Origin of the sequence: Marinilabilia salmonicolor JCM 21150 (assembly GCF_000259075.1) — a bacterium.
Taxonomy (GTDB): Bacteria; Bacteroidota; Bacteroidia; order Bacteroidales; family Marinilabiliaceae; genus Marinilabilia; species Marinilabilia salmonicolor.
Genome location: NZ_AJKI01000011.1, coordinates 294182 through 307114, shown reverse-complemented (window position 1 = coordinate 307114; position 12933 = coordinate 294182). Strand labels below are relative to the sequence as shown.

Here is a 12933-nt window from a genome sequence, read left to right as displayed (position 1 = left end):
GTTATTTTTTTGGTTTTATTCCTATGCTGTATTTGTACTCAGGAATTCCTCCGATAGGGATACTGTAAAAGGGCATCAGTTCTCCATATTGGTTTTCCAGAAATATAACTACGTTGTTGTCTTTAACAAGGTTTGATTTTTTCTTAATCATTTGAATGTCCAGTGAACTGTTGTGGTCGCCCTCATCTATTGTGTGCCTGCTGTCAGTCCAGTTATCGTCGCCCGATGTGCGCAGAATTTCTCCGTTTTTGGTCGGACTGATGATTCTGATGAATCCGTCGTTGTCCCAATCGAAATTACTTTGCTTAATGGCAATTACTTCTGAAGTCATATACGGATAAATGTGAGAAACTTCATTCACATCATTGTGTAACCGGAATTTGTATTTGAAATAAAAGGCAAAAGCTCCTTCCACAGGTCGGTTTTCACTTCCTTCTGTAGTGAGGAATAGTTTGTACAGGTTGCCATCGTCTCCTTCTGCACCTTCGATGACCAGTTTGAAAATGTATCCTCCATATTCGGGGAGCAATTCTCCTTCTGTGGGGTTGAAGGGACCAAAAGTGTACCAGTTATTATCGTACCGCGGGTTCTCGGCAAATGAGCGGGTTGCCAGCAGGTTTCCGCTGAGATAGTTTCCTTCAAGATTTGATCTGCGCGCATCTTCTTCTGAGGCGGCTCCGTCACCTCCATATACGGAATAGCGCATCATCGTATCCCATTCTCCTTTTGGTTCATCAATAGTTCCTCCTGTATCCGGATCATACACACGGATAAAAATCGGAGCATCAAATGTTTCGGGGATGGAGAAGAAAATGATTTGAACAAAGTCGTCATCACCCCAGCCTGTTTCACCTTCGCCTCCGAAGGTTACCAGATGTGGAATGTTTTCATCCAGTGCCGGTACCGGTTGCGCAAATGCGGAAGAGGAAAGGATAAATAATGAAAAAAGGGTATAAAAAAGGAACTTTTTAGTGCTCATGGTTCTTAGTCTTCTTGTGAATCAATAACTGTGATGTTTCTGAAAAAACAAACCGTTCGGCCGTCTGCCAGGTTGGTGGAGCAAACAAGCTGATATTCTCCGGCTGCTTTGTATTGATAATCAATATTCCTGCCAAATCTTGTTTCTCCGTCTCCAAAATCCCACCAGAAAACGGGCTCAGGAGTCAGATTCTCCATTTTACGGGGTTCAGCGTTGAGGTTGATGGGTTGGTGGGTTGAGATGGTATCAGGAATTTCGAACCAAATCTGACTGGTCTGCTCCAATTTTAAATTGTATGAAGCCACAGAGAAAAGCTCTTCATTAAGCAGTGTGTCCACCACATTCAGATTGATGTGGTAGTTGCCCGGGCCGGGGAAGCAGTGGTCTGCCTCAAGACCTGCGGCTTGTTCTCCATCGCCGAAATCCCATCGATAAATATAAGGTAAAGTATCCGATTTGAATGGGCCGTTCTCAAAAAAAGTGAAGCAATAATTGTCATCAACAACCTCTTTGGGTGCCTTGCAGTTCATCTGAGGTATCGAGAATCGGAATATATCATCGTCTCCGTTTCTGTCGGAGGCAAAGTATCCCCATTTCTCATCATCGCTGATGTAACACGAGAAATCATTGGAAATAGTATTGATGGGGGAAGGCATCAAAACGGGCCTGGCATTTTTGTTTTGCCAGTCGATGTAATAAATATTGTATCCTCCGGGGCCCGTGTGACCGTTCGAGGTGAAATAGAGCTTTCCTGAGCGATGGATGAACGGGAAAAGTTCTTTTCCGGAAGTGTTAATGTGTGAACCTAACTTAATGGGGATTCCCCAACCATCTCCTCGTTTCTCCGAGATGAAAATGTCTGTGGAGCCATCTTCGCTTTCCATGTCAGACACGAAGAAGAGATAATTGCCATCCGGGGAGAGGGAGGGTTGTGCAAAAGAACTTCCGTGGGGAAGGTCTGTATGTATCCTTCGGTAATCGTACCACCCGTTTCCTTTTTTTTCTGCTGAGTAAAGGGCCAGCGGATTATTTCGATCCCTGTTTTTGCGGGTGGTGTTTCTGTTACTTTTATTGTGGGTGGCAATCATCTTATTTCCATCGGCGGAAAATGTAAGAGATCCTGCATTGTATTTGGGTTGCCCGGGGGGAGCAAAGAGTGTTGCTTTGCCAATAGTGCTGTCGGATTTCAGAGGCGCTCTGAAAATTCGATAGAGCAACTCGTCCTCCTGATTCAAATAGGTGACCAACAGGTTGGTACGCCTGTTGGAGATGAAATATAAAACTGAATCCATGAGGACCGGGGCCAATTCGCTGTTATTGATGGTGTTGGTTTTTGCCGGCCGGACCTTTATCTCCTGTCCGGTTGAATTTTCGGATATGGCAAAGGCGCTGATAATAAGGAATGCAGATAATATCTTCTTTGGAGTCATAACTCAGATTTTTAGAAGAACTTGGGACTGGGGGAGTTTATTTTATATCCAAAATCGTATTGGATGGAGATTTCATGACTTCCGTTGTTGAAATCACCAATATCTCCCAAAGAGTAATCAAAAGAATAGGCCATACGCAGTTGCGGGAGAATCTGCCATCCTGTATGGAAAATTAATTCTTCACGGGTGCGATAGGTAATTCCCCCCCAAATCATTTTATCGTAAATTACAGATCCCGAGAGATCTGCCCAACTGCCTGTCTCCTGGTTGGCCTTGACAAGGAAAGAGGGCTGGAACATAAAACTCGATGACAGGTCGATGAGATAGCCCCCAGTGAATAAATAATCCGTTCTCGAGAAATCCGGCTCGGTTCCGTCCATTTTTTCAAAATCGTGCGTAAATATTTCAGGAATGGAAATGCCCCCAAAAAAGCGATCGTTATAGATGCTCCAGCCGAATCCTGCCTGTGGGCCGTTGGAGGCGTCATTGCCCGCAAAAGCAGGATCGCTGTCATCCTCGAGGCTTATTTCATTCCAGTTGATCTGGTAACTGGAGAAACCTCCCGACAGACTAAAAGCCATCCAGGTGTAGGGGGTAACCTTTACTCTGTAAGTATAAGCCAGGGAAAATCCCATGTTATTTTTAATGGTGAATTGTTCGTTAAATACCTGTAGTCCCATTGCCATTTTTGGATTTTTTAAGGGAGTATGGGCGGTGAAATACTGAGATTGTGGCGACTGGGGCAGCCCTGCCCACTGTTTTCGAAACGATCCGAATACACTTAAAACCTCGCGTGAACCTGCAAAGGCGCTGTTGATCGCAAACCTGTTGTGCATATATTGACTCAGGGTCATGGCTTTTTGCGCCGACACAGAAATGGTCAAAAGAAGAAATATGGAAAGAATGAGGCCCTTTGTTCTCATTTGTCAGGGGTTTAGTTAATATTACGTTTGATGACTATGTAATCTTTTACCGGATCAATGCCGTCTCCTTTGAAGATGAAGTAGTATATGCCGTTTTCAAGGGGATTCCCATTGTTGTCGGTCCCGTCCCAAACGTTTCCTTCTTCCAGATCGTTTTGTTGATAAACTACTTTCCCACTCTGGTCAAATATCAACAATTGGTTTTGAGGTATCGTGTGTGCTCCTTTTAAAGAAAAGAAATCGTTTAGGGCATCATTGTTAGGGGAAATTCCGGTGTGGTATGTCAGTCCTTTGACATTAATCGTCAGGCTGTCTGACTCCGGAGGGCAGGCACCGTTGGTTACCGTCCATAGGATTTCCACCTCTCCGTGTTTCAAACCTGAAATGGTGGCATCTTTCGCTCCCGGATTGGCAATGCTTCCGGGGCCGGATGAAATATACCATTCGCCGGTCCACTCATCGGTGGATGGTACCGGTTGTCCTGCATGGAGAACGGTTTCGTATTGATTGTAAAGGGTTATGTCCTCTCCGGCATAGGCAACGGGTTCTTCATCAAACCTGATGGTTACTTCATCGGTTGCGATACAGAGTCCGTTGGTTTCGAGCCAGGTTAGCGTCACGGGGCCAAAGTCGGTACTTTGGTAAGTTGCATCGGGCTTACTGGTATTGTCCCCTGTCGGAAATTGCCATTCACCAAACTGTGCTATCGGCGACATTTGGGCCTCCAATTGGACTATATCCCCACAGACAGCCTTGTCGTTACCTGCATTGGGAGCAGGCATCTGGTCAACCAAAACAGAAAGTTCTGAGGTCAGAATCGTCTCACATCCAAACTGGTCGGTAAGCGAAGTCATCTGGATAGTCGTGGATTGAACGGGTGATGTGGAGAGGGAGGACGATGCATCTTGATAATTGATGGTTTGTGGTTCTTCGCCCAAACTATAATTAAGCGCCCAGGGACCATTGTTTCCGGTTATCGTGAATGCGAAACTGGCTTCATCCCCCTGGCAAATGTGTGCGTTCTCTTTTTCAAAGGTTATGGTGGGAAGCTCCTTGAATTGGATTTCAACCTGATCCGAGTTTTCGCAGCCATTGTTGTTTTCTGTCCAGGTGAGCGTGTAGGTTCCTTGTTCGGTAACATCAACCGCACTGTTTGGGTCATTTATTGCTGATAAGGAGACTTCCGGATGTTCAGATGTCCAGGTACCGGTTCCTTTATCGCTGATGGCAGCCAACTCCGAAGAAAGACCGCAGGCAAGAAAATCGTCTCCTGCATTGGTCGCCGGCTTCATGTCCTGGATGGTTGCTGTAGTGGTGAGATCTTCTGGTTTGGCCGGACATCCGTTGCCGTCTTTCACCCAAAGGACTGAGTAGGTGGTTTCGCCCTGAACACTTACCTGCTCGCTGTGTTCTGACGTCGTGGCTGTTCCGGTTACTGATTGGTTTTCACCATCTGATAAGGCAAAAGTCCATGGGCTGTCCGCACCTGTGAATGAGAGTTGAAGTGTAGCATCCTGAGGGGATGTGCCACAAACTTCTGAAGTCGTAGAGATGGATGCGGATGGTGAGCCTTTGAAAATTACCTGAATTTCGTCCTGAGCAATGCAGGCTCCGTTTTCCTGGATGAATGTTAATGAGTAGGTTCCTGTGGATGAAACACTGTAGCTGCTGTTTCCCAAAGCCGGATCCGACAAAGTTCCTTGTGTAGGTGCTTCCCATTGGTAATCAGAAGAAACCGGATCGGGGGCACCGCTTAGCACAGCTGAGAGACCACAGGAGTCGATGTCGGCTCCTGCATTGGGATCGGGCATCGCCCAGTTGGTAAAGGTGACTCCGGGATCGGTTGTCTCAACCCAATTAATCCCGTCCTTGGATATTTGGGTAACCTGAACAAGAAAAGATGCATTGGCCTCGCCTTCGGGAATGGAAAGAGAGATGTTTTCAGTGGTTAGAAAAACGTTGTTCTCATCTACATCATCGTTGTAAACGTAATCCTCAGAGGTTGTAGTCGCTGATGGGGAAAGACGAATCTTGTATTGAAAAGGTGTTTCTCCTGTAAATTGAATGGCCAATTCTACTGTGGCTGATTCGTTGTCGCAAACATCAATGTCTCCACTGATAATTTGTGCATCTAGTTCGTTTTGAGAATAGGCGCCGTGCGAAAGGCTTAAAAAGATAAAAGATGCTATGAGTATTTTAAGTTTGTCCATCTTGATGAAACCCTAAATTCAATTGCGATTTTAAGTAAAAAATACACTTCTTCACAAACCTAATAAAAAAGTTGGTGTAAAACGCAATTATTTAGCGCTGTATGGAAGGTTTTTACAGAAAGAATCAGTGCATTCATCAAAAACCACCTGAAATTGGTGTTGTGTTGGTTCAAACCTGAAGAAACCATGCCGGATCAGGGGCCGAAAATGGATTCTCTTTTCTCCGGATTTTTTCGTTGCTGTTCATGCTGATATTGCCGGTATTGTTTGATGAAATGATCGTGAAAATTTTCTCCCGGAGCAGGTGCGGGCGAAAGAATTAGTTTTCCATCGGGATTGATGAGGAAATATTGTGGAACTGCTTTGATGTTGTACTTGCTCAGAATGTTGGCATTCATTCCAAAATGAAGGAATGTCCAGGGACTGTCGGTGTCTTTCACGAATTCTTGTGCTTTATCGTAATTGTCATCTGTCAGAATGGTGACAATTTCCAGATCTCTGTTAAATGTTTCATGAAGGCGTGGCAGTAACCTCAACTCCTGTCGGCAGGTATAGTTTTCCGTGTGCATGAAGTTGAGATAGACAAATTTGCCCCGGTAATCATCTAAATGGTGTTCCTTGCGATCAAAATCCATCAGTGTGAAAGAGGGTGCCATAGAACCGGGTTGAAGGGCTGAGAGTTTTCTGTAAATACTTCCGGCAATATTTTTAATCTCTTTTACAGAGGCGCTGTCCGATGCTTCTTTGATCAGTTGAAGTGCTCTGTGCTGAGGCAACAGTTTTTCATGATAACTCTGGTAGATGGTCCACAATGCCAGCAATTCCGAAATATCCTTTTTTTGAAAAGTGCTGTCTGTCTTTACCAGTGAGACCGTTTTTGAAAAGGTCAGAGGGGCGGTAAATTCTTTGTTCAGGGTTTTTCGCCCAAAGCCACGGAAAACATCCCTGAAAGTGTCCCAGTATGCCGGCAAATTAAACTGAACCGGATGGACGGCATAGTATTTTTGAATGATTTCTTTTTCCGGATTGCGTGAAGTGAGCATTTCCAGCCGGGCATATCTGTACCTCTTGTGGCCCCTGAAAAACGAATCGGAATTGTCCGGAAAACGGGTTTCAAGTGTGTCTGTAATTGCCGCAACAGCCGATTTATTCCTGGAAGCCATTAACCTGATGGCCCGGGTATTCAGCTCGTAATAGAATGCATCATCAAAGTTTCGTATCCGGGCATTCAAGTCGTTGCTGTCCTGATTCAGGATTCCAAGTGATATGGCTTCAGGGGTATAAAACGGATTTAATCGTTGAGGTTGAGGTACTGGTTCGAATGGTGGAAGTTTAAGTTCGTAATTATGTCCGGGCCTGAGATAAATGAACCCCCGGTAACTTCCTAGATCTGCAAATGCGTATGTGGTTTCGGGCAAATCAATATGAAAATTGAAATGTCCGGTGGAGTCCACCTGAAGTGAGAATAACTCCTCGGATTCTAGAGTCAGAAAGTTTTGATAACGCTGAAAAACCAATCCCATATTCTTGTATTCCGGAGCATGTCCCGATATGCTGGTGGTCTTTGTTTGTGCAACAGCGGTCCAAAGAGGGAGCAGCCAAAGCAAAAAACCGATAAAGATTTTGAGATTGTGCAGCATTAAAATTGTCTGTTTTGCTGATGTTAAAGCATGAATCATGCCAGTTTGGTTATTGCTCACGACTAACCCTGGCTACCTGAATTTTTATTTTATCGGGAATAAATTTGGACGCATCGCCCCCGTGCTTAAGAATGTCTCTTACAATGGAGGAGTTGACCGGTGTGTGCTCGGGCGATGTGAGTAAAAATACAGTATCGATGCCGGACATAGACTTGTTAACCTGTGCAATGGCGCGTTCATATTCAAAGTCGGCAGAAGTACGGATGCCTCTGAGAATAAACCCACAACCCAACTCCTTTGCAAAATCGACTGTTAATCCGTCGTAGGTGACCACTTCGATGGACGGGATGTCCTGAAAAACTGATTTAATCCATTCAACTCTTTGTTTTACCGGGAAAAAATCCTTTTTATTGGCGTTGAATCCGATGGCGATATAGACTTTGTCGAATAGCGTCAATGCTCGTCTGACAATATTCTCATGTCCTACCGTAAAAGGATCGAATGACCCGGGAAAAAGCGCTGTTTTCTGCATGTTTCCTGTTTTTTTCTTCCAAAATTAAAAATCACCTGCTTCCTGAGTGATTTAACCTTATTTATTCATGAGTTTTCGTTATGCTCATTATTGGTCGCGTCGCGATCAATAATGAGAGGGGGCGTGAGTGATACCTCAAAACCCAGGGCCTTGCCCCAGGCTATTGCTCTCAGGCTTTCAGCCTGTTTGCATCTTACCTGTCTTATGTATAAGGTAGATTAACACCGTAAAAATCCTAAAAATAAGTCAGACCACCAATTCCCGCGTATTGTTTAATTTTGTGATTCGTCAGTCCTCTGATTACCAGAACTTGATTTTTGCTGCAGCAAAAGCGGCCATTTTTAGCAGGATAAGGCCATGAGAGAAGCGGCTGATATTGGTGTCTCCGTATTTTCGTTCCTGATACCGGATAGGAAGGTCAATGATTTTTAAATTTAGTTTGTAGGCACCGAACAATAAATCGAAATCCCCAAAAGGATCAAATTCACCAAAGAATGGGCGGTTGTCAGAGAGTCTCAGGTAGTCTGAGCGGTACATGACCTTGGTTCCGCACAATGTGTCCTTTACCGGCTGCTCCAAAAGCCAGGAGAAAAGCATGCTGAAGAAATAATTTCCAACGGTGTTCAGTGGACGCATAGCATTTTTCTCCATGGGATAAACCAGTCGCACCCCGTTAATGAAATCGCCTTTCCGGCAGGTCAGGGCATTAAAAAAGCGGGGCAAATCTTCCGGAGACACCGTGAGGTCAGCATCCAGGATCATGAGTACATCTCCGGATGCCTCTCTGTAGCCGGCTCTCACAGCATCTCCTTTTCCTTTTCCTGGTTGTTGAAGTATTTTTATGTCATGTGTGGCTGCATATTTTTTTTGTACCTCTTGAATGACATCCCAGGTGTTGTCCGTTGAATTACCTTCCACAAAGATGATTTCAACCTTTTTGCCGAAATTTGGAATGCGCTGAATGGCGGCTTCGATATTGCCTGCTTCATTGCGGGCGGGAATTACAATGCTTGTTGAAAATTGATTTCTGTCAGGTTCCGGGTCCGGAAAAGGGCGGGCAAAAAGAAAATTGTTGAGCGACAGATGTCTGATTAAAGGAAGACGTGAAACAATACGATTGAAAAACCATGATATGACAGGGATGTAGAAAGGAATAAGCATATTTTTATTTACCCTGTAGGTCTCAAAACCTGAGAGGTAGAGAAGGTTCTTCAGATCGTTTGTGGATAGCCAGTTTTGGAGAGGTGATTTGCGTTTTAGACGAAGCGTTTCAGCCAATCGTAAGACAGGCTCCCAAAGTCGGTTGTAGTAAGTTACGATGATGCGTGTCCCCGGATGACTTATTTTCGCCAACTCATGAAATGCTTTTTCAACATCGGGCAGTACTCCAACCAAATTGGAAAGAATAATTGTGTCATATTTTTCGTTTAGGGTAATCTCCTCTGCAGACATGGTGTGAAAATGGATGTCCGGGTTTTGCGCCTGGGCAATTTTTATCATTTCCTGGCTGAAGTCAATGCCGGTTTTCTCTTTTGCTTCCAGCCGGCTCAACAATTCTCCGGTTGCACAGCCAATTTCCAGTACTTTGTGCTGCCTTGGAATGAAATAATTGCAAAAACGGGTGATGCTTTCCCAGTAATAAAACTTCTTTTTCCGGTATCCCTGCCATGTTTGTGCGGCTTTGTTGTAGTAGTTTAGTATATGATTCATTGCGCTGATGCTGGATGTTTTATGTTTTTCATTTTTGCATTGTTTTCACAATAGTCCGTTAATCTTTTGTAAATATATGATAAAGAGCTGGTTGTAAAACAATATGCATTGACTTTAACTCTCTAATAATAAATACTTTGCGTCATTGCGCCTTTGCGTTTAAGCTTTTTTTACCGAACTATTGGTTTTCAAGAAACCGGGTGTAATCGATTTCAAAAAGCCATGCTTTTTCATTTTCTCCAATTTGCTTTTTGAGGATAAATGATTGAGGATATTTTTTTGCAATCACCGACATATATCTGTGAATTGTATTAATCACCTGACCAGTATTTCTCCTCGGGTTTTTTCGCAGTGAAGCGACCATGATGTGTGATACATTTCTTTCATACAAATTCATTAATAAGGTGTCAGGATTGGCAGAGTTGAAAGAATATATTCCGTAGAATTTTTTACCTCCAGAATGAAGACGTGCCATGTTTGGTTTTCTGCAGGCTGCATAGCTATCATCAGGTAATTCCTTTGCCACATATTCGGCCATTTTCAGGTAATTCTGCCAGTCCGGGGTGTATCCATAGAGTTTTTCTCCCTGAATGTTTTTGAAAACTGATGAGAAATCAGTTTGCCGAAGGGTTTGGACCCCGGTAAGGAGAATTGCGATGCTTATCAATAAGAGTGATATTTGTTGTGCCCATCTTCGTTCCTTTTGCTTTACCAGGCCGATAATGGTTTCTATAATTATTATCAGAACCAGGGGGAAGAAGGGGATAATCAACCGGACCTGATCCCAGAGTGGCTGGAGGGCAAAGAACGTAAGTCCTACCGAAAAGGCCACATAAATTCCGGTGAAGAATAAAAACCGCTGGTTTTTTTTATAAAACCGAATAATTCCCCATGAGAAAAACAGATACAATAAAATGGCCGGTAATGGGGGTTTTGAGAGGGACATAGCTGGCTTGTAGCCTGTAAGAATAAAGAAATGTTTTGATAAATAAATTTTGGAATTTTCCCAAAACCTAACAAAGAAACCCGGGAGGGTTTCCATGCCCTGGCTTTTGTCGTAAGGATGTTTCTGAAGAAGGGATGTCAGCTGATCATTTCCCGTTGGATCGATGTTGATGATTGTATTTAATATCAGGAAGTAGGCAGATAAAAAGAGTGTGACAAAAAGGGTTGTGTAAAGGAGGGCACGCCATTGTTTCTGGGTCATGAAATAGATAATGATGGCCGGAGTTGCCACTATTGCTACTGTTCTGGTTAAATACAAAGACACCAGGAAAAGGGCCAGGATAGCCGTTTGTGTGATTCTTACCCGGTGTTGTTTTTGCCATTGTATGGTGTGGAACAGAAAAAGTAAAAATCCGGCTTGCAGGGCCATGAAGAATGCCTCTGAATAGGTCTGGCTGCCAAAATACAGAAAATGATGATTGAGGATTAGGAGCATGCCGGTAGCGGCAATGGTGATGGTTGATGCCTCTTTTGAGTAGGATTTCAGAAGTAGTAACAGAGAGATGGTTAGAAAAACCCAGGAAGATATTTTGAGTACAACAATATTGAGGCCGGTAAGAGCTACCAATATCGACAAAATGGATGGATATAGCGGTCCCTGAAATTTGGGGAAACGTCCTTCTTCAAACAGTCGCAGGGCCCGGATGATGTAGGCACTGTCGTCTCCCCCTTCGCTGACCCTTAAATTAAAAGTCAGAAAACTTAACAAGATGTAAGTGAATCCTGCACCGATGAGAATGATTTTCTGATGGCCCCTGAGATATGAGCTGATACGCCCGGGTAGTGATTTGTTCGGCTGTCCGAAGGTTTTCTTTTTCATAGAGGGTTGGTTTGTGTGTTTGTTTGGAAGTTCAAAAATAGCAAGTTCAGTGAATTATCCTGTATTTGTTGCCTCCTTTTTTGGTTTTTAGAGTAGTAATATGTGTTCATATATGTAGTTAAATTATTGATGAGCGAAAACAGGTTCTATAGAAACTATTTGGAAATGTATTGATAAAGCTGTATATTTGCAGCTGTTTTTGTATGCCGTTTCAGTTTAGTAGTTCCTTTTAGTTTTGTTGGTATAGAAATAATCATGTTTTAGAATAAATAAAACAGAATTATTGGTTTTGATAAATAATTGTTTATCAAAGCAGTTGTGTTTTGTCTTGACTGAAAAAATAAAACTTGACTATTTTATATTTAAATGGTTAATTTAAAAGGCTTTTGATGTGAGGAATGAGATTTCCGGAATGTTTAAAGTGATTGCTGTTACCCTTGAGATGTTGGGTGGCGAGAAAATAATTGAATTTTTACACAGGATTTAAAACCTGTTTTATTAATAATTAGAAAAGAGTTTAATCTAAAAATTTAAACGATTGAAAATTATGAAGAAAGTATTATTTACGATTTTTGCCGTTGGAGGACTTCTAACCCATGGGACTATGCAAGCCCAGGAAGATTATGTGAAGTTTGGAGGGGCAGTTCGTTACAATATTCATGATAAGAGTTGGAATGACGACAAGACCGACCCTCAGTTTACCTGGGATACCTGGCGCCTGAATGTGGATGCCCGCACCGCTGGTGTGGATCTCAGTTTTGAGTATCGCTTTTATCCTGTTGATAATAGTCATTTTCTGCACCACGGTTGGTTGGGCTACGGGTTTAACGAAGATCTTTACATGAAATTAGGGGTGTCACAGGTGCCTTTTGGAATCACCAAATTTGCCTCTCATTCATGGTGGTTTCAGATTCCTTATTATGTAGGTCTGGAAGATGATTATGATATGGGTATTAAGTTTGACTATACCGGTATTGAGAATCTTACGCTGAACATTGCTTATTTTCATCAGCCGGAGCCAAAAGGCAGTCCTAACTATGCTGCCCGGTATTCATATGATATTACACCGTCAGAAAATGCATCTTTGAAAGAGACAAGCCAGTTTAACATTCGCGCTGCATACAATTTGTCAGATGATTGGGAGATTGGACTTTCAGGACAATTTGGAAGCAACTACAATAGTGTTCTTGATGAATCAGAGGCTTCAAATGCTTTTGCCGCTCACGTAGTGGGTAATTTCGGAAACGGATTTAACTTCAAAGGGGAGTATATTTCTTATGATTTTGGCGCAAAGGATAATGCCGGAAATGATTTGGCTGCAGTTCAAATGGGAGCTTATGGATACGACTATAATGTTGCCGCAAAAGCCGATATTTGGGTAGCTGGTCTGGCTTATTCTATTCCTGTTGAGTGGGGCCCGATCTCAAATATTCAACCGTATATTGATTATTCTGTAATTACAAAAGCTGAAGAGGGTTTTCATAACAGTGAGCATTTTGTACCCGGGTTCCTGGTTACAGCAGGAAGCATCTATACCTATGTTGACTGGGCCTTTGGTAAAAATAATGCCTGGGTAGGAGACCAGTGGACCAATGGTTTAGCCAAAGGAAAAGATCAGAGTGGCTGGGATCGCCGCTTCAACATCAACATTGGTTACTATTTCTAAAAATATAATCTTAAGCGA

9 protein-coding genes are annotated in these 12933 nt (G+C 43.1%); 1 reads left to right on the top strand and 8 read right to left on the bottom strand.

Annotated elements, in window-relative coordinates:
• Position 1: 1 nt before the first annotated feature.
• From W7W_RS0108415 to W7W_RS0108380, 8 genes are all read right to left on the bottom strand, one after another.
• Complete coding sequence (locus tag W7W_RS0108415) at positions 2-979, bottom strand: hypothetical protein (protein ID WP_010663356.1); 978 nt, start codon at positions 977-979, stop codon at positions 2-4.
• Positions 980-984: 5 nt separating this feature from the next.
• Positions 985-1509 carry a PKD domain-containing protein gene (locus tag W7W_RS24045; protein WP_394331620.1) on the bottom strand — a complete coding sequence of 175 codons (525 nt, stop codon included), beginning with the start codon at positions 1507-1509 and terminating at the stop codon, positions 985-987.
• A 911-nt stretch (positions 1510-2420) separates the two neighbouring features.
• Positions 2421-3332: a PorP/SprF family type IX secretion system membrane protein gene (locus W7W_RS0108405; protein WP_010663354.1), complete on the bottom strand. Its 912-nt coding sequence runs from the start codon at positions 3330-3332 to the stop codon at positions 2421-2423.
• An 11-nt stretch (positions 3333-3343) separates the two neighbouring features.
• Positions 3344-5542 (bottom strand): T9SS type B sorting domain-containing protein, encoded by a 2199-nt coding sequence (locus tag W7W_RS0108400; protein ID WP_010663353.1) that lies wholly within the window; start codon positions 5540-5542, stop codon positions 3344-3346.
• Between the two features lie 194 nt (positions 5543-5736).
• Entirely contained in the window at positions 5737-7182 is a 1446-nt protein-coding gene (locus tag W7W_RS0108395) for a TlpA family protein disulfide reductase (protein ID WP_010663352.1), read from the bottom strand.
• Positions 7183-7231: 49 nt separating this feature from the next.
• Positions 7232-7714, bottom strand: coding sequence for a pantetheine-phosphate adenylyltransferase (gene coaD, locus W7W_RS0108390; protein WP_010663351.1), 483 nt, complete (start codon positions 7712-7714; stop codon positions 7232-7234).
• 300 nt (positions 7715-8014) lie between these two features.
• Positions 8015-9424, bottom strand: a complete 1410-nt coding sequence (locus tag W7W_RS0108385) for a glycosyltransferase (protein WP_010663350.1) — start codon at positions 9422-9424, stop codon at positions 8015-8017.
• 178 nt (positions 9425-9602) lie between these two features.
• The gene (locus tag W7W_RS0108380; RefSeq protein ID WP_010663349.1) at positions 9603-11249 is read right to left on the bottom strand and encodes a hypothetical protein; all 1647 of its coding nucleotides are present in this window, start codon (positions 11247-11249) and stop codon (positions 9603-9605) included.
• A 547-nt stretch (positions 11250-11796) separates the two neighbouring features.
• On the opposite strand from W7W_RS0108380, the gene W7W_RS0108375 reads away from it, so the two are divergent.
• Entirely contained in the window at positions 11797-12915 is a 1119-nt protein-coding gene (locus W7W_RS0108375; RefSeq protein WP_010663348.1) for a hypothetical protein, read from the top strand.
• The last annotated feature ends 18 nt before the right edge of the window (positions 12916-12933 follow it).

Excerpts from the sequence above, each read along its gene's own strand:
- W7W_RS24045 (WP_394331620.1), bottom strand. The coding sequence starts at position 1,509 with ATGAACTGCAAGGCACCCAAAGAGGTTGTTGATGACAATTATTGCTTC.
- W7W_RS0108385 (WP_010663350.1), bottom strand. The coding sequence starts at position 9,424 with ATGAATCATATACTAAACTACTACAACAAAGCCGCACAAACATGGCAG.
- coaD (WP_010663351.1), bottom strand. The coding sequence starts at position 7,714 with ATGCAGAAAACAGCGCTTTTTCCCGGGTCATTCGATCCTTTTACGGTA.
- W7W_RS0108375 (WP_010663348.1), top strand. The coding sequence starts at position 11,797 with ATGAAGAAAGTATTATTTACGATTTTTGCCGTTGGAGGACTTCTAACC.
- W7W_RS0108405 (WP_010663354.1), bottom strand. The coding sequence starts at position 3,332 with ATGAGAACAAAGGGCCTCATTCTTTCCATATTTCTTCTTTTGACCATT.
- W7W_RS0108380 (WP_010663349.1), bottom strand. The coding sequence starts at position 11,249 with ATGAAAAAGAAAACCTTCGGACAGCCGAACAAATCACTACCCGGGCGT.
- W7W_RS0108415 (WP_010663356.1), bottom strand. The coding sequence starts at position 979 with ATGAGCACTAAAAAGTTCCTTTTTTATACCCTTTTTTCATTATTTATC.
- W7W_RS0108395 (WP_010663352.1), bottom strand. The coding sequence starts at position 7,182 with ATGCTGCACAATCTCAAAATCTTTATCGGTTTTTTGCTTTGGCTGCTC.
- W7W_RS0108400 (WP_010663353.1), bottom strand. The coding sequence starts at position 5,542 with ATGGACAAACTTAAAATACTCATAGCATCTTTTATCTTTTTAAGCCTT.